The sequence below is a fragment of the Streptomyces fagopyri genome (genome assembly GCF_009498275.1).
Lineage (GTDB): Bacteria > Actinomycetota > Actinomycetes > Streptomycetales > Streptomycetaceae > Streptomyces > Streptomyces fagopyri.
Genome location: NZ_CP045643.1, coordinates 6,796,914 through 6,818,860, shown reverse-complemented (window position 1 = coordinate 6,818,860; position 21,947 = coordinate 6,796,914). Strand labels below are relative to the sequence as shown.

Annotated in this window: 17 protein-coding genes; 10 read left to right on the top strand and 7 right to left on the bottom strand. The window is 72.5% G+C overall.

The window, feature by feature from the left end; translation table 11 throughout:
• Position 1: 1 nt before the first annotated feature.
• Positions 2 to 646 (bottom strand): TetR/AcrR family transcriptional regulator, encoded by a 645-nt coding sequence (locus GFH48_RS29425; RefSeq protein ID WP_153291129.1) that lies wholly within the window; start codon positions 644 to 646, stop codon positions 2 to 4.
• A 15-nt stretch (positions 647 to 661) separates the two neighbouring features.
• The gene (locus GFH48_RS29420; protein WP_153291128.1) at positions 662 to 1,477 is read right to left on the bottom strand and encodes an SDR family oxidoreductase; all 816 of its coding nucleotides are present in this window, start codon (positions 1,475 to 1,477) and stop codon (positions 662 to 664) included.
• 60 nt (positions 1,478 to 1,537) lie between these two features.
• Here GFH48_RS29420 and GFH48_RS29415 point away from each other — a divergent pair, with 60 nt between their 5' ends.
• Both GFH48_RS29415 and GFH48_RS29410 read left to right on the top strand, forming a co-directional pair.
• Entirely contained in the window at positions 1,538 to 2,677 is a 1,140-nt protein-coding gene (locus GFH48_RS29415) for an acyl-CoA dehydrogenase family protein (protein WP_153291127.1), read from the top strand.
• Positions 2,677 to 3,645 (top strand): acyl-CoA dehydrogenase family protein, encoded by a 969-nt coding sequence (locus tag GFH48_RS29410; RefSeq protein ID WP_153291126.1) that lies wholly within the window; start codon positions 2,677 to 2,679, stop codon positions 3,643 to 3,645. The genes GFH48_RS29415 and GFH48_RS29410 overlap by 1 nt, the downstream gene beginning before the upstream one ends.
• 19 nt (positions 3,646 to 3,664) lie before the next feature.
• Here GFH48_RS29410 and GFH48_RS29405 read toward each other — a convergent pair whose 3' ends face one another.
• Positions 3,665 to 4,249 carry a HutD/Ves family protein gene (locus GFH48_RS29405; protein WP_153291125.1) on the bottom strand — a complete coding sequence of 195 codons (585 nt, stop codon included), beginning with the start codon at positions 4,247 to 4,249 and terminating at the stop codon, positions 3,665 to 3,667.
• Positions 4,246 to 4,965, bottom strand: coding sequence for a vWA domain-containing protein (locus GFH48_RS29400; protein WP_153291124.1), 720 nt, complete (start codon positions 4,963 to 4,965; stop codon positions 4,246 to 4,248). Before GFH48_RS29400 ends, GFH48_RS29405 begins: the two co-directional genes overlap by 4 nt.
• Before the next feature lie 242 nt (positions 4,966 to 5,207).
• Here GFH48_RS29400 and GFH48_RS29395 point away from each other — a divergent pair, with 242 nt between their 5' ends.
• Positions 5,208 to 6,173 carry a rhomboid family intramembrane serine protease gene (locus GFH48_RS29395; protein ID WP_153291123.1) on the top strand — a complete coding sequence of 322 codons (966 nt, stop codon included), beginning with the start codon at positions 5,208 to 5,210 and terminating at the stop codon, positions 6,171 to 6,173.
• A gap of 73 nt (positions 6,174 to 6,246) precedes the next feature.
• Entirely contained in the window at positions 6,247 to 7,092 is an 846-nt protein-coding gene (locus tag GFH48_RS29390) for a chitosanase (protein ID WP_153291122.1), read from the top strand.
• A gap of 178 nt (positions 7,093 to 7,270) precedes the next feature.
• Here GFH48_RS29390 and GFH48_RS29385 read toward each other — a convergent pair whose 3' ends face one another.
• The 3 genes from GFH48_RS29385 to GFH48_RS29375 all read right to left on the bottom strand — a co-directional run bounded on the left by GFH48_RS29385 (position 7,271) and on the right by GFH48_RS29375 (position 14,457).
• Positions 7,271 to 8,731 (bottom strand): glutamate synthase subunit beta, encoded by a 1,461-nt coding sequence (locus tag GFH48_RS29385; protein ID WP_153291121.1) that lies wholly within the window; start codon positions 8,729 to 8,731, stop codon positions 7,271 to 7,273.
• Entirely contained in the window at positions 8,724 to 13,241 is a 4,518-nt protein-coding gene (gene gltB, locus GFH48_RS29380; protein WP_456114892.1) for a glutamate synthase large subunit, read from the bottom strand. Before gltB ends, GFH48_RS29385 begins: the two co-directional genes overlap by 8 nt.
• A gap of 484 nt (positions 13,242 to 13,725) precedes the next feature.
• A complete protein-coding gene (locus GFH48_RS29375; RefSeq protein ID WP_153291119.1) occupies positions 13,726 to 14,457 on the bottom strand; it encodes a VIT1/CCC1 transporter family protein in 732 nt (243 codons plus the stop codon).
• Positions 14,458 to 14,705: 248 nt separating this feature from the next.
• Here GFH48_RS29375 and GFH48_RS29370 point away from each other — a divergent pair, with 248 nt between their 5' ends.
• From GFH48_RS29370 to GFH48_RS29345, 6 genes are all read left to right on the top strand, one after another.
• The gene (locus tag GFH48_RS29370) at positions 14,706 to 16,031 is read left to right on the top strand and encodes an ADP-ribosylglycohydrolase family protein (RefSeq protein ID WP_228121018.1); all 1,326 of its coding nucleotides are present in this window, start codon (positions 14,706 to 14,708) and stop codon (positions 16,029 to 16,031) included.
• A 104-nt stretch (positions 16,032 to 16,135) separates the two neighbouring features.
• Positions 16,136 to 17,239: an ADP-ribosylglycohydrolase family protein gene (locus GFH48_RS29365; RefSeq protein WP_153293171.1), complete on the top strand. Its 1,104-nt coding sequence runs from the start codon at positions 16,136 to 16,138 to the stop codon at positions 17,237 to 17,239.
• Between the two features lie 7 nt (positions 17,240 to 17,246).
• The gene (locus GFH48_RS29360; protein ID WP_153291118.1) at positions 17,247 to 18,416 is read left to right on the top strand and encodes an ADP-ribosylglycohydrolase family protein; all 1,170 of its coding nucleotides are present in this window, start codon (positions 17,247 to 17,249) and stop codon (positions 18,414 to 18,416) included.
• Positions 18,404 to 19,831, top strand: coding sequence for an ADP-ribosylglycohydrolase family protein (locus GFH48_RS29355; RefSeq protein WP_153291117.1), 1,428 nt, complete (start codon positions 18,404 to 18,406; stop codon positions 19,829 to 19,831). The genes GFH48_RS29360 and GFH48_RS29355 overlap by 13 nt, the downstream gene beginning before the upstream one ends.
• Positions 19,828 to 20,748: a ribokinase gene (gene rbsK, locus GFH48_RS29350; protein ID WP_153291116.1), complete on the top strand. Its 921-nt coding sequence runs from the start codon at positions 19,828 to 19,830 to the stop codon at positions 20,746 to 20,748. The genes GFH48_RS29355 and rbsK overlap by 4 nt, the downstream gene beginning before the upstream one ends.
• Positions 20,745 to 21,947, top strand: a complete 1,203-nt coding sequence (locus tag GFH48_RS29345; RefSeq protein ID WP_153291115.1) for a CaiB/BaiF CoA transferase family protein — start codon at positions 20,745 to 20,747, stop codon at positions 21,945 to 21,947. The genes rbsK and GFH48_RS29345 overlap by 4 nt, the downstream gene beginning before the upstream one ends.

The following is a 21,947-nucleotide window of genomic DNA, read 5'->3' as shown; positions in this document are numbered from 1 at the left end:
ACTACTCCTCCGCGGGCGGGGTTTGCGGACGGGGTTGGGGACGTACGGAGATCCCGTCCAGCACCATCGACAGGTACTGCCGGGCGATCTCCTCGGGGCTGTGCTGTCCGCCGGGCCGGTACCAGGACGCGGCGACCCAGACGGTGTCGCGCACGAACCGGTAGGTGAGCCGGATGTCGAGGTCGGACCGGAAGGTCTCGGCGGCGACCCCGCGCTCCAGGGTGCTCAGCCACGCCTTCTCGAAGTTGCGCTGGGATTCGGCGAGGAACGCGAAGCGCTGCTGGGCGGCGAGGTGCCGGGACTCCTTCTGGTAGATCGCGACGGCGGCCCGGTGCCGGTCGATCTCCCGGAAGGACTCGGTGACCAGCGCCTCCAGGGTTTCCCGGGGGCCGAGTTCGGCGGCGAGAACGGTGTCGTAGCCGCCCCAGAGCTCGTCGAGGAAGGTCCGCAGGATCTCCTCCAGCATCGATTCCTTGGAGTCGAAGTGGTAGTAGAGACTGCCCGCGAGCATTCCGGCCTCGTCCGCGATCTTGCGTACGGTGGTGGCGTTGTAGCCCTGCTCGGCGAAGACCTCGGCGGCGAGGGCGAGGAGTTCACGGCGGCGCTCCGGGGTGGCGGTCACCTGGGGCTTCTTCTTGGTAGGCACGGTTCCATTGTGGTGCTAGGCATGCTGGCTGCTGACGGCGACGACCTCACCGGTCATGTACGAGGAGTAGCCGGACGCCAGGAACACGATCACGTTGGCCACCTCCCAGGGTTGCGCGTAACGGCCGAAGGCCTCACGGCCCGTCAGTTCCTCCAGCAGTGCGGGGGTGGTCACCTTCGCCAGGTGCGGGTGCATGGCGAGGCTGGGGGACACCGCGTTGACCCGGACCCCGTAGGCGGCGGCCTCGATCGCCGCGCAGCGGGTGAGCGCCATGACGCCGGCTTTGGCGGCGGCGTAGTGCGCCTGGCCCGCCTGGGCGCGCCAGCCGACGACGGAGGCGTTGTTCACTATCACGCCGCCGCCGGTCCGCTCCCTGAAGCGCCGCAGTGCGGCGCGGGTGCAGCGGAAGGTGCCGCCCAGGGTCACGTCGAGGACCTTCGACCACTGCGCGTCGGTCATGTCGGCGAGGTCCGAGGTGCCGCCGAGTCCGGCGTTGTTGACGACGACGTCGAGTCCGCCGTGGAGGTCGCCGGCCCGCGCGAACAGGGCCTCGACCTGTTCGTCGTTCGTCACGTCGCAGGGCAGCGCGCAGACGTTCCCGGCGCCGAACTCGGCGGCCAGGGCTTCCTCGCTCTCCTTGAGACGGCGGATGTGCGCGTCACTGATGATCACCCGCGCGCCCTCCTCCAGGAACCTGCGCGCCGTGGCCCCGCCGATGCCCGTGCCCGCGGCGGCCGTGACGACGGCGGTGCGCCCCTTCAGCAGCCCGTGCCCCGGTTCGTAGGCCGGTTCGCAGGCCGGTTCATGGGCGGGAGTCTCGACGTCGCTCATACTCCCAAGTTAACCTACCAAACACTTGTTAGGGAAGCTCGCCGCCGAGAGGTGCCGTCGATGGATCTCACGCACTCCCCCGCCGACGAGGCGTTCCGCGCCGAGGTCCGGGCCTGGCTCGGCGCCCATGTGCCGGACGCCCCGCTCCCCTCCCTGGAGACCGAGGAGGGTTTCGCCGCCCACCGCGCGTGGGAGGCCGAACTCGCCGCGGACCGCTGGTCGGTGGTGTCCTGGCCGGCGGCGTACGGGGGCCGGGACGCGGACATCGTGCGCTGGCTGGTGTTCGAGGAGGAGTACTACGCGGCGGGCGCGCCTGGCCGCGTCACCCAGAACGGCATCAACCTGCTGGCGCCCACCCTCTTCGAACACGGCACGCCGCGGCAGCGCGCCCGCGTGCTGCCCTCCATGGCCACCGGCGAGGTCGTCTGGGCACAGGCCTGGTCCGAACCGGACGCCGGGTCCGACCTGGCCTCCCTCACCTCCCGCGCGGTGCGCGCCGACGGGGGCTGGCTGCTGAGCGGCCAGAAGACCTGGTCGTCGCGTGCCGCCTTCGCCGATCGCGCGTTCGGACTGTTCCGCAGCGACCCCGGCACACCGAAACCCCACCAGGGGCTGACCTATCTGATGTTCGGCCTGCGGGCCCCCGGCGTCACCGTCCGCCCGATCGGCCGCCTCGACGGCAAGCCGGCCTTCGCCGAGATCTTCCTGGACGAGGTCTTCGTCCCCGACGAGGACGTGATCGGCGAGCCGGGCCAGGGCTGGCGGATCGCCATGTCGGCGACCGGTGACGAACGCGGGTTGCGACTCCGCTCCCCGGGCCGCTTCCTGGCCGCCGCGGACCGGCTGTTCGCCCTGTGGCGGAGCCGGGACAGCCCGGCGTGGGCCGCGGCCCGGGTGGCGGACGCGCTGATCGGCGCCCGCGCCTACCAGCTCTTCGCCTACGCCCATGCCTCCCGCATCCTCGACGGCGACACCATCGGCGCGGAGGCCAGCCTGAACAAGGTCTTCTGGTCCGAGTACGACATCGCGCTGCACGAGACGGCGCTCGATCTCCTCGGCCAGGAGGGCGGTACGGCGGACACGGACTGGTCCGAGGGGTACGTGTTCTCCCTCGCCGGCCCCATCTACGCGGGCACCAACGAGATCCAGCGCGACATCGTCGCCGAGCGCCTGCTCGGCCTCCCGAAGGGCCGCCGCTGATGCGCTTCCTCCTCGACACCGAACAGCGCGCGTTCGCCGGCTCCCTCGACGCGATGCTGACGGCCGCGGACACGCCGTCGGTCGTACGGGACTGGAGCCGGGGCACGTACGACAGCGGCCGTGCGCTGTGGTCCCGTGTCGCCGGGGCGGGCGTGTTCGCGCTGGCGGTGCCGGCCTCGCAAGGAGGGCTGGGCCCGCTCCCGGTGGAACTGGCGGTGGGCTTCGTCGAGCTGGGGCGGCACGCGGTGCCGGGCCCGCTGGCGGAGACGGTCGCGGCGGCCGCCCTGCTGGCGGAGCTGACGGACCCCGGCCCCGCCGGGCGGCTGCTTCCGGCGCTGCTCTCGGGCGAGGCGTCGGCGACCCTGGCCCTCGACGGCTCGTACGCGCCGGACGGCGACTCGGCGACCGTCCGCCTCGCCCTGACGGCCCGCGAACTGCGTCTGGCCCCCGGCCACGGCCCGGTACGCGGCTGTCTGGACCCCGCCCGCCGTCTCACCCCGCTGACGGCAGGCGGCGAACTCCTGGCGCTCGCGCCTCCCGTGGAGCACGCCCTCACCTGGGCCCGGCTCGCCACCGCCGCCCAGGCCCTCGGTGTCGGTCTCGCGCTCCTCGACCGCACGGTCGCCCATGTCGGGCGCCGCACCCAGTTCGGTGTCCCCATCGGCTCCTTCCAGGCCGTCAAGCACCGGCTCGCCGACGCGAGGACCGCCCTGGACTTCGCGCGCCCGCTGCTCTTCGGAGCCGCTCTGACCATGGCTCCCGCCGATGTCGCCGCCGCCAAGGTCACCGCCTGCGAGGCGGCGTACGCCACCGCGCGCGCCGCGCTCCAGCTGCACGGCGCGATCGGCTACACCGCCGAGTACGACCTGTCGCTGTGGCTGGCCAGGGCCCACGCCCTGCGCACCGCCTGGGGCGGCCCGGCCGAGTGCCGTGCCGCCGTCCTCGACGCTCGCGCCGCGCACGCCTGATCTCGCGGCCGACGAGGTGTCACAGGTCGGCCGGTGCGGCGAGCCGGGCCCGTGCCGCGAGCCGGACGACGGCGGTGCGGCCGGTCGCGCGCAGTACGGCGTCCTCGGCGTTCAGCAGCGCGGCGTCATAGCGGCCGAGGGTCAGCCCGGCGACCTCCGCGGTGCCGTCGAGCGCGACGACCAGCACCTCCGGGCCCGCCGGCACGGTGACGGCCGTACCACCACCCGCGATCACGACGTCAGGGGCAGCCGCGCCGTCCCTGCGCCACATGACGTTCAGGTTCACGACCGGGCCCCCGAGCAGCCGGCAGTCGGTGGGCAGGTCGCCGGGGAAGGACCGGGGCACGAAGGGCCTGTCGACCCGGTGGTGTTCGCCGCCGATGGTCAGGTCCATGCCCGCGCCCTCGGCCATCGTCAGGGTGCGGTCCACTCCGGCGAACGACGAGAACGGGCCGTCGGCGCCGACGTCGGCGAGGCTCACCCGCCACCGGAAGTCGTCCATGCCGGCGCCCTCGGGCCCCGCGGCGATCTCCCGCGTCACCCCGCCGCCGTTCTTCCAGGGCACCGCGACCCGCTCGGCGGCGGCCAGCAGCCGCACGCTCACCGCACGATCCCGCGGGCCCGCGCCGCCGCCAGCCAGTGCGGGAACTCACCGACGATCCGGTCGTAGAGCTCCTCGTCGCCCAGTTCCAGGGGATCCGAACCGGCGTGGAAGAAACCGGCGTTGTCGACCACCCGCTTCTGCGGGACGGCCAACTCGTCGAGCCTGCGCAGGAAGTCGAACTGCTTGCTGTCCGGGTCGCCGAACCCTATGAACTGCCAGAACAGCGGAAGCCCGGCCGCCTTGCACAAGTACCGTTCGGCGGCGAGCTTGTTGACCGGCCCGCCGTCCGTCTGGAAGACCACGAGCGCGGGATCCTTGGAGCCGCTGTCGAGGTAGTGGTCGATGACCGCGTCCATGGCCAGGTGGTAACTGGTCCTGCCCATGTGCCCGAGCCCGGCCACGATCCGCTCCACCCGCCCCTGGTGGTCGCCGAGCGCGATGTCGGTGACCGCGTCGATGTCCGTGGAGAAGAAGACCACCGGAACGGTGCCGTCGTCGTCGAGGTGCGCCGACAGCCCGAGCACCCGGTCCGCGAGCGCCTGCACGCTGCCGTCGGCGTAGTACGGCTTCATCGACCCGGAGTAGTCGACCACCAGGTACACCGCGGCCCGTTGCCCGTCCAGCCCGTGCCGGGCGAGGGAGGCGCCGGCGGTCTTGTACAGGCTGACCAGCGCGGGCGCGGTCTCCTCCACCTTGCTGAGACTGATCCCGGGCATACGGGCTCCCTTCGGTACTGCTTCGGCGTGGCCTCGGCACGGCTCGCACCCGGCCTCGGTACGGCGCCGGTACGGCTTCGGCGCGGCTCCGGCGCGATGAGCTGGGCGGGAGTGCCGAGATTACGGCACCAAGACAGCCCCCTGCCGTCCCGCCCGTACACCTGTGTTCGCTATTTTGTTCGCCGCCGACCCCACCGGCTCACCGTTCCCCTCCGCATGTCCGTACCGCCAAGGAGCCGGCCGTGGAATCCGAGTCCCCCCAGTCCACCGGACCCGTCGAGCAGGACGGCCCCGTCGAGCCCGCCGTCACCACCTGCTACCGCCACCCCAAGGTGGAGTCGCATGTGCGCTGCACCCGGTGCGACCGTTACATCTGCCCCGCCTGCATGCGCGAGGCGGCCGTCGGCCACCAGTGCGTGGAGTGCGTGAAGGAGGGCTCCCGGTCCGTCCGGCAGGCCCGCACGGCGTTCGGCGGCCGGATCTCGACGACGCCCGTGGTGACGTACGTCCTGATCGCGCTGAACGTGCTGGCCTACCTGGGCGAAGTGGTGCGCCCGGCGATCGTGGACCGTTTCCAGATGCTGGGCGCGGGGCTGGCGGGACCGGACGGCGGGCACTACCTCTGGGCGGCACACCACTTCGCGGACTTCCACCCGGAAGGCGTGGTCGACGGGGAGTGGTACCGGATGCTGACCGGCGCGTTCCTCCATCTGCCGCCCACCGAGGGCACGTTCGGGATCCTGCACATCGTGATGAACATGGTCTCGCTGTGGAACCTGGGCCGGGTGGTGGAGGCCCAGCTCGGCAGGGTCCGTTACATCGCCCTGTACCTGCTGTCGGCGCTCGGCGGTTCCGTGCTGGTGCTGCTGCTCGCGCCGGACGAGGCCACGCTCGGCGCGTCGGGCGCGGTCTTCGGACTGGGTGCCGCGTACTACGTCATGGCCCGTCGCCTGGGCGCGGACATGAACGCCGTCAACCGACTCCTGGCGGGCCTGCTGCTCTGGCTGGTGATCTCCGCCGCGTACACCTCCTGGGAGAGCCACCTCGGCGGGCTGCTGACCGGTGTCGCGGTGACTCTCGCCTACGCGTACGCACCCCGTGACGGCCGCCGGGCCCTCGTCCAAGGCGCCGTGTGCGCCGGGCTGTTGGTGCTGCTGGTGGTACTGGCCGCCGGAAAGGTCTCCGCACTGAGGAACGGAGCGGCCTAGCGACGCGACGGGGCGCACACCGCCTGTCGCGGCACCGGGCCGGGTGCGCCCGCGCCGGTTCTACGCTGGGGGCATGAAACGCGTACGTCTCCTTCTGCTCGCGGTCCTTGCCCTGGCCGCGGCGGCGGTCTGCTTCTTCGTGCCCGGGTCCGCGGGCTCGGAGGCGGCCGGGTCCGCGGTCCGGCAGGGCGCCGGACGGCCGGGAGGCGCCGGACTCGCCGCGCCGGACAAGAAGGAGCTCGCCCAGAAGATCGTGGCGAGCGCCGAGAACTCCACGCTGGACTGGCGCAGCGCGTACGGCTACATCGAGGACATCGGCGACGGGCAGGGTTACACGGCGGGTCTCATCGGTTTCTGCACCGGCACCCACGACCTGCTCTCGCTGGTCGAGCGTTACACGAAGGACCACCCGGACAACGGCCTCGCCCGCTATCTGCCCGCGCTGCGCAGGGTCGACGGCACCGACTCCCACGAGGGGCTCGACCCGGGTTTCCCCGCGGCCTGGCGCGAGGAGGCCGCGGTGGCCGCCTTCCGGGAGGCCCAGGACACCGAGCGCGACGAGGTCTACTTCGACCCGGTGGTGCGTCGCGCCGAGCTGGACGGCCTGGGCACGCTCGGGCAGTTCGTCTACTACGACGCCATGGTCATGCACGGCCCGGGCACCGGTCCCGACGGCTTCTACGGGCTGCGCCGACGCGCCATGGCCGAGGCCGACACCCCGGCCGAGGGTGGCTCCGAGACGGCCTACCTCGACATCTTCCTGGACATCCGCCGCGCCGCCATGAAGTCCGAGAGCGCCCACCACGACACGTCCCGCATCGACACGGCCCAGCGGAGGTTCCTGTACGACGGCAACCTCGGTCTGGACACGCCGCTGGAGTGGAAGGTGTACGGGGAGACGTACCGGGTGGCGCGGTAGCCGGTCCGGGCGGCGGGCAGGACGGCGCCCACCACACTCCGGGACGCGCCACGGCGCCCACGTCACGCCGGTCGAGCCGGGACGCACCACGGCGCCCACCACAGTCCGGTCGGGGACAAGGCAGGCGCCGCGTTCAGTTCCGTACGCCTTTGTACGGGACGTCTGTTGGGGTGGAGCGTCAGACCATCAGGGAACGGTCCGTGGGGCGGATCGGGGCCGGCAGCTCGCTGGCCCCCGCCAGGAAACGGTCGACCCCGCGGGCGGCCGAGCGGCCCTCCGCGATGGCCCACACGATCAGGGACTGGCCGCGGCCCGCGTCACCGGCAACGTACACGCCCGGCACGTTGGTCGCGAAGTCGGCGTCGCGGGCGATGTTGCCGCGTGCGTCGAGTTCCAGGCCGAACTGGGCGACGACGCCGTTCTCGACGTCGGTGCCGGTGAAGCCCATCGCCAGGGTGACCAGCTGGGCGGGGATCTTGCGCTCCGTGCCGGGCTTCTGGTTCAGCCTGCCGTCGACGAACTCGACCTCGCTGAGGTGCAGCCACTGGACGTTGCCGTCCTCGTCGCCCTCGAAGTGGGTGGTGGAGACCGAGTAGACGCGGTCGCCGCCCTCCTCGTGCGCGGAGGTGACCTTGTAGAGCATGGGGAACGTCGGCCAGGGCTGGCCGGGGTTCCGCTCCTCGCCCGGACGGGGCATGATCTCCAGCTGCGTGACCGAGGCCGCGCCCTGGCGGTGGGCGGTGCCCACGCAGTCCGCGCCCGTGTCGCCGCCGCCGATGACCACCACGTGCTTGCCCTCGGCCGTGATCGGGGGCGTCACGTAGTCGCCCTCCTGGACCTTGTTGGACAGCGGCAGGTACTCCATGGCCTGGTGGATGCCGTTGAGTTCGCGGCCGGGCACCGGCAGGTCCCGCGCGGTCGTGGCACCGGCGGCGATGACCACCGCGTCGTACCGCTTGCGCAGGTCGGTCGCCTTGAGGTCGCGGCCGATCTCGATGCCCGTACGGAAACGGGTGCCCTCCGCGCGCATCTGCTCGATACGGCGGTTGATGTGCCGCTTCTCCATCTTGAACTCGGGGATGCCGTAGCGCAGCAGGCCGCCGACGCGGTCCGCGCGCTCGTAGACGGCGACCGTGTGGCCGGCCCGGGTCAGCTGCTGGGCGGCGGCCAGGCCCGCGGGGCCCGATCCGATGACCGCGACGGTCTTGCCCGACAGGCGCTGGGGGATCTGCGGGGCGACGGACCCGCTGTCCCACGCCTTGTCGATGATCGAGACCTCGACGTTCTTGATGGTCACGGCGGGCTGGTTGATGCCGAGCACACACGCCGACTCGCACGGGGCGGGGCACAGCCGGCCCGTGAACTCCGGGAAGTTGTTCGTGGCGTGCAGACGCTCGGACGCGGCCTGCCAGTCCTCGCGGTAGGCGTAGTCGTTCCACTCGGGGATCAGGTTCCCCAGCGGACAGCCGTTGTGGCAGAACGGGATGCCGCAGTCCATGCAGCGGCCGGCCTGCTTGGAGATGATCGGGAGCAGCGAGCCCGGAACGTAGACCTCGTTCCAGTCCTTGACGCGTTCGTCGACGGGGCGGGTCCTGGCGACCTCGCGGCCGTGGTTCAGAAAGCCCTTGGGATCAGCCATTGGTCGCCGCCTCCATCATCTTCTCGGTGATCTCGGACTCGGGGAGTCCGGCTCGCTCGGCGGCGTCCTTGGCGGCGAGCACTGCCTTGTACGTGCTGGGGATGATCTTGCTGAAGCGGTGGACGCCTCCCTGGGGGGTGTCCCACTCGGCCAGGAGCTTCCCGGCGACCGTCGAACCGGTCTCCTCCTGGTGGCGGCGCACCACGGCGTGCAGCCACTGCTTGTCGGTGTCGTCGAGCTCCTCGACGGCGCCCACGTTGCCGGGGTTGACGTTGTCGCGGTCGAGGTCGACGACGTACGCGATGCCGCCGGACATGCCGGCCGCGAAGTTGCGTCCCGTCTCGCCGAGGACGACGGCGTGGCCGCCGGTCATGTACTCGCAGCCGTGGTCGCCCACGCCCTCGGAGACCACGGTCGCGCCGGAGTTGCGGACGCAGAAGCGCTCGCCGGTGCGGCCGCGCAGGAAGAGTTCGCCGCCGGTCGCGCCGTACGCGATGGTGTTGCCCGCGATCGTCGAGTACTCGGCGAGGTGGTCGGCGCCCCGGTCGGGGCGGACGACTACCCGGCCGCCGGAGAGGCCCTTGCCGACGTAGTCGTTGGCGTCGCCCTCCAGGCGCAGCGTGACACCGCGCGGCAGGAAGGCGCCGAAGGACTGGCCCGCCGAACCCGTGAAGGTGATGTCGATGGTGTCGTCGGGCAGGCCCGCGCCGCCGAACTTCTTCGTCACCTCGTGGCCGAGCATGGTGCCGACCGTGCGGTTGATGTTGCGGATCGCGACCTGGGCGCGGACCGGCTGGGCGTCGGCCTGGGAGTTCGCGGCCAGCGCGTCGGAGGCGAGCTTGATCAGCTCGTTGTCGAGGGCCTTCTCCAGGCCGTGGTCCTGTGCGACGACCCGGTGGCGCACCGCGCCCTCGGGCAGTTCGGGCACGTGGAAGAGCGGGGACAGGTCGAGGCCCTGCGCCTTCCAGTGGTCGACGGCCCGGGTGACGTCGAGGTGCTCGGCGTGGCCGACGGCCTCCTCGATGGTGCGGAAGCCCAGCTCGGCGAGGATCTCGCGGACCTCCTCGGCGATGAACTTGAAGAAGTTCACGATGTACTCGGCCTTGCCGGCGAACCGCTCGCGCAGCACCGGGTTCTGGGTGGCGATGCCGACCGGGCAGGTGTCCAGGTGACAGACGCGCATCATGACGCAGCCGGAGACGACGAGCGGCGCGGTCGCGAAACCGAACTCCTCGGCGCCGAGCAGCGCGGCGATGACCACGTCGCGGCCGGTCTTCAGCTGGCCGTCGGTCTGGACGACGATCCGGTCGCGCAGGCCGTTGAGCAGCAGGGTCTGCTGGGTCTCGGCGAGGCCCAGCTCCCAGGGGCCGCCCGCGTGCTTGAGCGAGGTGAGCGGGGAGGCGCCGGTGCCGCCGTCGTGGCCGGAGATGAGCACCACGTCCGCGTGTGCCTTGGAGACACCCGCGGCGACCGTGCCGACGCCGACCTCGGAGACCAGCTTCACGTGGATGCGGGCCTGCGGGTTGGCGTTCTTCAGGTCGTGGATCAGCTGGGCCAGGTCCTCGATGGAGTAGATGTCGTGGTGCGGCGGCGGGGAGATCAGGCCCACGCCGGGGGTGCTGTGCCGGGTCTTGGCGACCCAGGGGTACACCTTGTGGCCGGGCAGCTGGCCGCCCTCGCCGGGCTTCGCGCCCTGCGCCATCTTGATCTGGATGTCGTCGGCGTTGACCAGGTACTCCGAGGTCACACCGAAGCGGCCGGAGGCGACCTGCTTGATGGAGGAACGGCGCGCCGGGTCGTACAGCCGGTCCGCGTCCTCGCCGCCCTCACCGGTGTTGGACTTGCCGCCCAGCTGGTTCATGGCGATGGCGAGGGTCTCGTGCGCCTCCTTGGAGATGGAGCCGTACGACATGGCGCCGGTGGAGAAACGCTTGACGATCTCGCTGACCGGCTCGACCTCGTCGACCGGGATCGACGGGCGGTCGGAGGCGAAGCCGAACAGGCCGCGGAGCGTCATCAGGCGCTCGGACTGCTCGTTCACCCGGTCCGTGTACTTCTTGAAGATGTCGTAGCTGCCGGAGCGCGTCGAGTGCTGGAGGCGGAAGACCGTCTCCGGGTCGAACAGGTGCGGTTCGCCCTCGCGGCGCCACTGGTACTCGCCGCCTATGTCGAGGGCGCGGTGCGCGGGGGCGATGCCGGAGGCCGGGTAGGCCTTGGCGTGCCGGGCGGCGACCTCCTTGGCGATGACGTCGAGACCGGCGCCGCCGATCTTCGTCGCGGTGCCGCTGAAGTAGCGGCCGACGAACTCGGTGTCCAGGCCGACGGCCTCGAAGACCTGCGCGCCGCGGTAGGAGGCGACGGTGGAGATGCCCATCTTGGACATGACCTTGAGGACGCCCTTGCCGAGCGCGTAGATCAGGTTGCGGATGGCCTGCTCGGCCTCGATGCCCTGCAGGAAGGTGCCGGCGCGGACCAGGTCCTCGACCGATTCCATCGCCAGGTACGGGTTGACCGCGGCGGCGCCGAAGCCGATGAGGAGGGCCACGTGGTGGACCTCGCGGACGTCGCCGGCCTCGACCAGCAGGCCCACCTGGGTGCGCTGCTTGGTGCGGATGAGGTGGTGGTGGACGGCCGCGGTCAGCAGCAGCGAGGGGATCGGGGCGTGCTCGGCGTCCGAGTGCCGGTCCGAGAGCACGATCAGGCGGGCGCCGTTGTCTATGGCGGCGTCGGCCTCGGAGCAGATCTCCTCGATCCGTGCGGCCAGCGAGTCCGCGCCGCCGGAGACGCGGTAGAGGCCCGACAGTGTGGCGGCCTTCATGCCGGGCATGTCGCCGTCGGCGTTGATGTGGATGAGCTTGGCCAGCTCGTCGTTGTCGATCACCGGGAAGGGCAGGGTGACGCTGCGACAGGAGGCCGCGGTCGGCTCCAGGAGGTTGCCCGCCGGGCCGAGCGAGGAGCGCAGCGAGGTGACGAGCTCCTCACGGATCGCGTCCAGCGGCGGGTTGGTGACCTGCGCGAAGAGCTGGGTGAAGTAGTCGAAGAGGAGACGCGGGCGCTGCGAGAGGGCGGCGATCGGCGTGTCCGTGCCCATCGAGCCGATCGGCTCGGCGCCGGCCTTGGCCATCGGCGCGAGGATGATCCGCAGCTCCTCCTCGGTGTAGCCGAAGGTCTGCTGGCGGCGGGTGACCGAGGCGTGGGTGTGCACGATGTGCTCGCGCTCGGGGAGGTCGGAGAGCTCGATCTCGCCGGCCTCCAGCCACTCCGCGTAGGGCAGGTCGGCGGCGAGGCCGGCCTTGATCTCGTCGTCCTCGATGATGCGGTGCTCGGCGGTGTCCACGAGGAACATGCGGCCGGGCTGGAGGCGGCCCTTGCGGACGACCTTGGCGGGGTCGATGTCGAGGACGCCGACCTCGGAGCCGAGGACGACGAGGCCGTCGTCGGTGACCCAGTAGCGGCCGGGTCGCAGACCGTTGCGGTCGAGGACCGCGCCGACCTGGGTGCCGTCGGTGAAGGTGACGCAGGCCGGGCCGTCCCAGGGCTCCATCATCGTGGAGTGGAACTGGTAGAAGGCGCGCCGGGCCGGGTCCATGGAGCCGTGGTTCTCCCAGGCCTCCGGGATCATCATCAGTACGGAGTGCGGGAGCGAGCGGCCGCCGAGGTGCAGGAGTTCGAGCACCTCGTCGAAGGAGGCCGAGTCGGAGGCGTCCGGGGTGCAGACGGGGAAGATCCGCTCCAGGCCCTTGTCGCCGAACAGGTCGGAGACCAGCTGGGACTCGCGGGCCTTCATCCAGTTGCGGTTGCCCTTGACCGTGTTGATCTCGCCGTTGTGCGCGACGAAACGGTAGGGGTGGGCGAGCGGCCAGCTCGGGAAGGTGTTGGTGGAGAACCGGGAGTGCACGAGCGCGATCGCGGAGGCGAAGCGGCGGTCGGACAGGTCCGGGAAGAAGGGTTCGAGCTGGCCGGTGGTCAGCATGCCCTTGTAGACGATGGTGCGCGCGGAGAGTGACGGGAAGTAGACGCCGGCCTCGCGTTCGGCGCGCTTGCGCAGCACGAACGCCTTGCGGTCGAGGTCGATGCCCTCGCTGACGCCGTCGGACACGAAGATCTGGCGGAACACGGGCATCGTGGAGCGGGCGGTCACGCCGAGGAGTTCGGGGGCTACGGGCACCTGGCGCCAGCCGAGAACGGTCAGGTTCTCTTCGGCGGCGATCGTCTCGATCCGTGAGACGGCGTCCTCGGTGCCGTCGCCGGGCAGGAAGGCGATGCCGACCGCGTAGGCGCCGGCCCCGGGAAGCTCGAATCCGGCCACCTCACGGAGGAACGCGTCCGGGACCTGGGACAGGATGCCCGCGCCGTCGCCCGAGTCGGGCTCGGCGCCGGTGGCACCGCGGTGTTCCAGGTTGCGCAGCACGGTGAGCGCCTGCTCGACCAGCGCGTAGCTCGCCTCGCCGGTGAGGGTGGCCACGAAGCCGACGCCACAGGCGTCGTGTTCGTTGCGGGGGTCGTACATACCCTGAGCAGCAGGGCGAGCATCCATGAAGGACCAGTTCTGGCCATTCGTGGAGTGCTGGGACGGCTGGCGCGGCGAACGCATCGGCTCTCCCGTCGTCGTCGTGGCTGGGGGCACCTCCCAGCGCTTCGAAGGCGTCTGGGGGAGCATGTGCCGAGGGACGACTCTGGCCCTCTGCTGGGGGGATGCAAAATTTCGTGCAGGTTACATGATGGAGCGGTTCCCGGGAACCGGATACTGCGTTCCAACATGCGGACACCGGGAGTCGCGGCGGGGGGTACCGCACACGGCGCTGGAGTTGAGGGGGCCCAGGCGGACAGATCGGTGTCCGTGGGCCGGAGCGTGGCAGGCGACGTCGCCCGCCACGGTGGTGCGGAGCAGGCCTCATTGCCCGCAGCGCTTACGGCTCATGCCCAGTGGTTAAGTATTCGAAACCAGCGAGTAACGGCTACTTATGCAGTCCCTTGCATAGCTCCGCCATACATCATCCTACGGCGGTACCGAACAGACTGCCCAGGACGTACGTCACACCCGCCGCGGCACCCCCGAGCGCGAGCTGCCGGATTCCGCTGTACCACCAGGAGCGCGCCGTCACCCGGGCCACGATCGCGCCGCACGCGAAGAGCCCGATCAGCGCGAGCAGCAGGGCGGGCCACAGGACGGTCGCGCCGAGGAGGTACGGGAGCAGCGGGAGCAGGGCGCCCAGGGCGAAGGAGCCGAAGCTCGACACGGCGGCGACCGCGGGCGAGGGCAGGTCGCCGGGGTCTATGCCCAGCTCCTCGCGCGCGTGGATCTCCAGGGCCTGCTCGGGGTCGCGGGACAGCTGACTGGCGACCTCGCGGGCCAGCGCGGGCTCCACTCCGCGGGACTCGTAGAGCGCGGCGAGCTCACGCTCCTCGTCCTTCGGGTGCTTCCTCAGCTCCCGGCGCTCGACGTCGAGTTCGGCCTCGACGAGTTCGCGCTGCGAGGCGACGGAGGTGTACTCGCCGGCGGCCATGGAGAAGGCTCCGGCGGCCAGGCCCACGAGTCCGGTGATGACGATCGTCCGGTGGGAGACGGAGCCGCCGGCGACACCGGTCATCAGGGCGAGGTTGGACACGAGCCCGTCCATCGCGCCGAACACCGCCGGGCGCAGCCAGCCGCCGTTCACATCGCGGTGGGTGTGGTTGTCCCGGTGCGCCTCATGCAGTGCGGCTTCGGTCTCGATGATGGACATACCGGTCCCCCAGAACACGTGATTGGACTACTTCTACTTTTCGACAACCCCAAAAGTACGCCTGGAATTTCCTGCCCGCCAGCAAGGAAAGGCTGGGCTAACCTGCACCTTTACCCTTCTCCGCTCATCCGTGGATGCCTTTGCACAGATGTCGACCGGGTGAATACGGGGTCGCGCGAGGCTCTGCGCGCCTCCTCCCGTGGGACACATCCCCAAAGGGCTCTGGGCCCTGAGAGGAGTGGCACCGAATGGCTTCCATCGCCTGCATCCCCTCCGTCCCGGCGCCCGGGGACGCCACCGGTCTGCGCGAACGGGCACGCGGCGCGCTGCTGGGTCTCGCGGTCGGGGACGCGCTGGGCGCGCCCGCCGAGAACATGCGGCCGTCGCAGATCCGCGCGAAGTGGGGCCGTATCACGGGCTACGTCGCCGAGCATCCGGCCGGGACGGACGACACGGAGTACGCGATCTTCTCCGGACTCCTGCTGGCCCGGCACGGCTCGGCGCTCACCGTGGCGCACGTCGAGTCGGCCTGGCACCAGTGGATCGCCGACCGTGACGAGGGACCGTTCCGCGGCGCCGGCTTCAGCGAGCGCGGCACCCTGGAGAACCTCCGCCGTGGACTGGCGGCCCCCATCTCGGCCCAGCACCGGCACGCGTGGAGCGACGGCCTGGCGATGCGCGCGGCCCCCTTCGGCGTGTTCGCGGCGGGGCGGCCCGCGGAGGCCGCGCGGCTGGTGGCGATCGACGGTTCGGTGAGCCACGACGGCGAGGGCATCTACGGCGGCCAGGCGGTCGCGGCGGGTGTCGCGGCGGCGATGGCGGGCGCCTCGACGATCGCCGTGGCCGCCTCCGCGCTCGCGGTGATCCCGGACGACTCCTGGACCGCCCGCTCGCTGCGCCGCGCGATCGCGGTCGCGCACCGCGGCGAACGCGCGGTGCGCTCGGCGGTCGTCATCGGCGGCTACCCCTGGACGGACCTGGCCCCCGAAGCCGTCGCCCTGGCCTTCGGCGCGTACGCCGCCGCCGACGGCGACTTCACCGAGTCCGTCCTCACCGCCGTCAACATGGGCCGCGACGCCGACACCACGGCCGCGGTGGCGGGCGCGCTGGCCGGGGCGACCCGGGGCGCCTCGGCGATCCCGGCCGCCTGGGCCGCGGCCATCGGCCCGGCGCGCGGCAGTTGCCTCCCCTCGATGGAGGGCCACCACGTGCTGGACGTGGCGGAACTGCTGACCCCGGGGGACGACCGGAAGTGGCGTTCGGGTACCGCACGGGAGCGGGGCCCGGACGGCGGTCTCCCCGTACGTGAGCGGCGACGGCCCGCACGCGATCCGGACCCGGCGAGAGCGACCCCGCACACGGAACCGGGCGCCGCCACCGGCCCGCGCGCCCTCATCACCGACCCTGCCCTCGCCGCCGACCACGCCCTCGCCCCGGAGCGCGCCGTCGCCACCGACCGTCCCCTCCCCGCGGGCCGCACCCTCACCACCGACGGCCCCCTCACCCCGGGCCACACCCCCATCCCCGACCACGCCACCGCCACCGCCACCGCCCACAAGGAGGTACGCCCGTGAGACCCGGCCTCGTGGGAGACGAAAACGGCGCGGGAGCGGCCTCGGCGCCGGAGGTCCTCGTCACGGACGTCGCCGACCCGGCGCCCGGCCCGCGCCCCCGCCGTATCGAGGGCCTCCTGATCGGCCTCGCCGCCGGCGACGCCGCCGGCTGGCCCGCGGCCCGGCACCGTGCCGCCCGGATGCCCGAGTGGACACGGCGGCTGACCAGGGAACTGGACACGTTCGCCGAACAGAACGCGACGACGACCCTGCCGGTGCCCATCGCCCTCAACCAGCCGCCTGAGCCCCTGCGGCTCGGCCCCTCGGACGACGCCGAGTGGGCGGCGTTCGCGGCCGAGGCCGTACTGCGCGCCGGGGACGCCGGCGCGCTGGGCGATCTCAGCCGGGCGCGGCGGATGCGGGCGTCCATCGACCTGTCCTGGAACGCCGTCGCCAGCGAGGTCGCCGCGGCCGCCGAGCGCGCCCCGGAGGTCGAGTCCGCACTGCTGCCGCTGCGCGCCCGGATCTCCGTACGGGCCGGGCTCGGCAACCTCGCCACCGGTCTGCGCCCGCCCGCCACCGGCCACGACAATCCGCACTACTTCGACGACGCGGCCTGCGTCCGCGCCTGCGTACTCGCCATCGCCCACCCCGGCGACGCCCCGCTCGCCGCGGAACTGGCCGAGTTCGACGCCCGCTACACCCAGGACGGAGACGGCGTGCACGGCGCCCGCGCCATGGCCGCCGCCCTCGCGCTCGCCCTCGCCGGAGCCGATGTCGAGGCCTGCGCGGACGCCGCCCTCGCCGAACTGCCCAAGGAGACGGAGATCGGCCGCAACGCACGCCACGCGCTGCGCCTCGCCCGCGACAGCGAGAGCACCTTCGCCCTGGTCCCCCTCCTGGAGCACCAGATCGTCGACCACGTCTACAGCTACGGCGTCGCGGCGGCGGAGACCGTGCCGGTCGCCCTGGCTCTCGCGACCGCGGCGCGCGGCCGGATCGCGGAGGCGGTGCCCGCCGCCGCCTGTCTCTCCCGCGTCGCCGACTCCGCCCCGGCCCTGGCGGGGGCGCTGACCGGAGCGCTCGGCGGCGGTGCCGCCATCCCGGCCACCTGGCGCGACGCCTGCCGGATCCTCTCGGGCTGCGCGCTTCCCCGCCTGACCGGTACGGACCTCATCGGACTCGCCGATCTGCTCGAAGCGACGGAACTGGCCCTCCCGGAGGGATGATTCGGGCATGACGCCCAAAAGAGAAGAAATGGGAACCCTGGACGAACGGATCACGGCAGCCCTCGTCGGAGCCGCGGTCGGCGACGCGCTCGGCGGCCCCGTCGAGGGCTACACCCCCGAGCAGATCACCGAACGGCACGGCGGCCGCGTGCACGGCGTCGTCGGCCCCTGGAACGGCGACGCCTGGCGCACCGCCCGCCCCATCGCCCCGTACCACAAGGGCGACGGGCACGTCACCGACGACACCCTGATGACCCACGCGCTGATCCGCGTGTACACCACGGTCCGCGACCACCTCGACGCCTACGCCGTCGCCGGACACCTCGTCCCCGACCTGATGACGGCCCCCCGCTGGATCCCGGAACTGGAGTCGGAGGCGCTCCCGCTCCAGCGGATCTTCCTCGCCGAGAAGTGGCTGGTCGCCCGGCTCCACTACGGCCATGTGGACCCCCGGGAGGCCGGTACGGGCAACATCGTCAACTGCGGCGCCGCGATGTACATGGCACCGGTCGGACTGGTGAACGCGGCCAACCCGGCGGGCGCGTACACCGAGGCGCTGGACGTCGCGGGCGCGCACCAGTCCTCCTACGGCAGGGAGGCCGCGGGCGTGCTGGCGGCGGGAGTGGCGGCGGCCTGCGCGCCGGGGGCCACCCCGGACTCGGTCGTCACGGCCTGTCTGGACCTGGCGAAGGACGGCACCCGGGACGCGATCGAGGCGGTCTGCGAAGTCGCCGCCCGGCACTCGGACTTCGAGTCGGCGCTGCGCCCGCTGCGGGAGGCGGTGGCCCCCTACGACACGGTGGGCCCGGACTACCGCGCCCCGTCGCTCGGCGCCCGCCGCCCCTCCCGCCTGCACTCCATCGAGGAACTCCCCGTCGCGCTGGGCATGCTGGTGGTCTCCGGCGGCGACTTCCGGCACGCGGTCCTCGGCGCGGTGAACTACGGGCGCGACTGCGACTCGATCGCCACGATGGCCGGGGCCCTCGCCGGCGCGCTCGGCTCCGAGGTCCCGCACGACTGGGCCAAGACGGTCGCGGAATCGAGCCGCCTCGATCTGCACGCCCCGGCCGCGGCCCTCGCGGAGGTGACCCGCGAGATCTTCGACCGGGACGTACGCGGCCGGCGCGCCCACGAGGCGGCGTACACCGCGCTTGCGGGGATCCCGTGCTCCGACTGACCTGGGTCCAGCCCGAGGACCTGATCGGGCACGAGCTCCACCAGGCCGCCCAGGACGGCCGCGAGTCCGACACGATCGCGGCACGCTGGCACGCGGCCGGCGGCCCGCCCGCCCCCCTGCGGGCCGGCGCCTCCCCCACTCCCGCCTCACCGTACCTGCGGGCCCTCGCGACGGATCTGCTGGACGAACTCGCTGACCTGCCCGGCGAGTTGGCGAATCACGAACCGACGGAACTGGCCTCCGTCATGACCCGCTGCCCGGACTGGCCCGCGCGGCAGCCGGACCCGCCCGCCGCCGGCGACGGCAGCACACCCACCGCCGCCCCCGAAGCCTCCGAAGCCCCCGGCGCCTCCCCCGCCGTCGCCGTGCCCCGCCTGGAAGCGGCCTGGCTGGGCCGCGCCGTGGGCTGTCTGCTGGGCAAACCCGTCGAGAAACTCCCCCTCCGGGGCATCCGCGCACTGGCGAAAGCCACCGGGAACTGGCCCCTCCACACCTGGTTCACCGCTCGCGGCCTGCCCGCGGAGCTGACCGCCGCCTACCCCTGGAACAGGCGCTCGGCGTCCACCTCGCTGGCCGAGAACATCGACGGCATGCCCGAGGACGACGACCTCAACTACCCCCTCCTCAACCTCCTGTTGCTCCAGCGTCACGGCCGGGGATTCACCACCGCGGACGTCGCCCGCCTCTGGCTGGAGGAACTCCCCGCCGGCCGCACCTTCACCGCGGAACGCGTCGCCTACCGCAACCTCCTCGCCGGCGTCGAGCCCCCGCACACGGCCCACCACCACAATCCCTTCCGCGAATGGATCGGCGCCCTCATCCGCGCCGACGTCCACGGCTGGACGAACCCCGGCGACCCGGCCGCCGCCGCGGCGCAGGCCCACCGCGACGCCACCCTCACCCACACCGCGAACGGTGTGTACGCCGCCATGTTCACCGCCGCCACCGTCGCCGAGGCCGCCACCGGCCGCAGCGACATCCACGCCTGCCTGCGCACCGGCCTGACCGTCGTACCCCCCGCCTCCCGGCTGGCGAAGGCGGTCCACCACGCCGTCCGGCTCGCCCACTCGACCGTGGACTTCGAGAAGGTCGTCGACGTCCTGCACACCACCTACGGCGACTACCACTGGGTCCACGCCCTCCCCAACACCGCCCTGATCGCCGCCGCCCTCACCCACGCGGACGGCGACTTCACCGGGTCCGTCTGCCGCGCGGTGTCCGGCGGCTGGGACACCGACTCCAACGGCGCCACCGCGGGCAGCGTCGCGGGCCTGCTCGCCGGCGCCCCCGACGCCCTGCCGGAGCGCTGGACCACCCCGCTCAAGAACCGTCTGGCCACCTCCCTCACCGACTTCAACGGCATCGGCTTCGACACCCTCGCCCAGCTCACGCACCGGGAGACCCGTCACCCATGACCCACATCGCCGTGCTCGGCAGCACGAACATGGACCTCGTCACGTACGTCGCCAGGGCCCCGCAGCGCGGAGAGACCGTGACGGGACGGGAGTTCCGTACGATCCCCGGCGGCAAGGGCGCCAACCAGGCCGTCGCCGCGGCCCACGCGGGCGCGGACGTCACGTTGATCGGCGCGGTCGGCGTCGACTCCTTCGGCTCCCAGCTCCGCTCCGCCCTGGAGCACTCCGGCGTGGACACCGACCACCTGCGCACCACCGAGGGCCCGTCCGGCACCGCGCACATCGTGGTGGACGACCAGGGCGGCAACGCGATCGTCGTCATCCCCGGCGCCAACGGCACCGTCGACCACCTCGCCCCCGGCGACGAGGGCCTCATCACCACCGCCGACGCGCTCCTGCTCCAGCTGGAGATCCCGCTCGCCGCCGTCGTCGCGGGCGCCGAGGCCGCCCGCCGGCACGGCGTCCGCACCATCCTGACCCCGTCCCCCGCACAACCCCTGCCGGCCCAGCTCCTGGCCTCCATCGACCTGCTGGTGCCCAACGAGTACGAGGCCGCCGCGCTGACCGGCACCCCCGACCCCCGTGAGGCGGCCACCGCGCTGCTCGACCATGTGCCGGAGGTCGTCGTCACCCTGGGCGCCGCGGGCAGCCTGTACGCGGCCCGGGGCGCCGCCCCCCTCACGGTCCCCGCGCCCCGCGTCGACGCCGTGGACTCGACCGGCGCGGGCGACACCTTCGTCGGCACCCTCGCGGTCGCGCTCGCCGAGGGCCGCCCCATGCCGGAGGCCCTCGCCTGGGCGTCGGCCGCCGCCGCGCTGTCCGTACAGCGGATCGGGGCCACGTCCTCGATGCCGTACCGCTCCGAGATCGACGCCGAGGCCGCGCCGTACACACACCACGCGCAGTCCACGTCATGAGCGCGCGTCCCGGGCCAGGCCCGCTCACCGGCCTGCGCGTCCTCGACCTCGCCACCCTCTTCGCCGGCCCGCTCGCCGCCACCCTGCTCGGCGACTTCGGCGCCGAGGTCGTCAAGGTCGAGCACCCGGCCAAGCCCGACCCGTCCCGGGGCCACGGCCCCTCGAAGGACGGCATCGGCCTGTGGTGGAAGCTCCTCGGCCGCAACAAGCGCACGATCACCCTCGACCTGTCGAAACCCGGTGGCCGCGCCACCCTTCTGCGGCTCGCCGCGCGGGCCGACGTGATCATCGAGAACTTCCGCCCCGGCACCCTGGAGAAGTGGGACCTGGGCTGGGAGGAACTCTCCGCCGCCAATCCCCGGCTCGTACTCGCCCGCGTCACCGCCTTCGGCCAGTTCGGCCCCTACGCGCACCGCCCCGGCTTCGGCACGCTCGCGGAGGCCATGAGCGGCTTCGCGGCGATCACCGGCGAACCGGACACGCCCCCGGTCCTGCCCCCTTTCGGCCTGGCCGACTCGATCGCGGGCCTGACGACGGCGTACGCCGTGATGACGGCCCTGCGCGCCCGCGAGACCTCGGGCCTCGGCCAGGTCGTCGACATGGCGATCATCGAGCCGATCCTCACCGTGCTGGGCCCGCAGCCGCTCTGGTACGACCAGCTCGGCCACGTCCAGCCCCGCACCGGCAACCGCTCCGCGAACAACGCGCCCCGCAACACCTACCGCACGGCGGACGGTTCGTGGGTCGCCGTCTCGACCTCCGCGCAGTCGATCGCCGAGCGGGTGATGCGGCTGGTCGGACGCCCGGACCTGATCGACGAACCGTGGTTCGCGACCGGCGCGGACCGGGCGCTCCACACGGACGTCCTGGACGAGGCGGTGGGCGCCTGGATCGCCCGCCGCGACCGCGCCGAGGTGCTGGAGGCCTTCGAGAAGGCGGAGGCGGCGGTGGCCCCGATCCAGGACGTCGCCGATGTGATGGAGGACGCCCAGTACGAGGCGCTGGACACGATCACGACCGTCGCCGACCCCGAACTCGGTCCCCTGCGCATGCAGAACGTCCTGTTCCGGCTCTCCTCCACCCCGGGCGCGGTCCGCTGGGCGGGGCGCCCGCACGGCGCCGACACGGACACGGTCCTCACCGAACTCGGACTGTCAGGCGACGAGATCACGGCCCTCAGATCGGAAGGCGCCCTGTGA

Excerpts from the sequence above, each read along its gene's own strand:
- GFH48_RS29420 (WP_153291128.1), bottom strand. The coding sequence starts at position 1,477 with ATGAGCGACGTCGAGACTCCCGCCCATGAACCGGCCTGCGAACCGGCC.
- GFH48_RS29415 (WP_153291127.1), top strand. The coding sequence starts at position 1,538 with ATGGATCTCACGCACTCCCCCGCCGACGAGGCGTTCCGCGCCGAGGTC.
- GFH48_RS29410 (WP_153291126.1), top strand. The coding sequence starts at position 2,677 with ATGCGCTTCCTCCTCGACACCGAACAGCGCGCGTTCGCCGGCTCCCTC.
- GFH48_RS29400 (WP_153291124.1), bottom strand. The coding sequence starts at position 4,965 with ATGCCCGGGATCAGTCTCAGCAAGGTGGAGGAGACCGCGCCCGCGCTG.
- GFH48_RS29390 (WP_153291122.1), top strand. The coding sequence starts at position 6,247 with ATGAAACGCGTACGTCTCCTTCTGCTCGCGGTCCTTGCCCTGGCCGCG.
- GFH48_RS29385 (WP_153291121.1), bottom strand. The coding sequence starts at position 8,731 with ATGGCTGATCCCAAGGGCTTTCTGAACCACGGCCGCGAGGTCGCCAGG.
- gltB (WP_456114892.1), bottom strand. The coding sequence starts at position 13,241 with ATGTACGACCCCCGCAACGAACACGACGCCTGTGGCGTCGGCTTCGTG.
- GFH48_RS29375 (WP_153291119.1), bottom strand. The coding sequence starts at position 14,457 with ATGTCCATCATCGAGACCGAAGCCGCACTGCATGAGGCGCACCGGGAC.
- GFH48_RS29370 (WP_228121018.1), top strand. The coding sequence starts at position 14,706 with ATGGCTTCCATCGCCTGCATCCCCTCCGTCCCGGCGCCCGGGGACGCC.
- GFH48_RS29360 (WP_153291118.1), top strand. The coding sequence starts at position 17,247 with ATGACGCCCAAAAGAGAAGAAATGGGAACCCTGGACGAACGGATCACG.
- rbsK (WP_153291116.1), top strand. The coding sequence starts at position 19,828 with ATGACCCACATCGCCGTGCTCGGCAGCACGAACATGGACCTCGTCACG.
- GFH48_RS29345 (WP_153291115.1), top strand. The coding sequence starts at position 20,745 with ATGAGCGCGCGTCCCGGGCCAGGCCCGCTCACCGGCCTGCGCGTCCTC.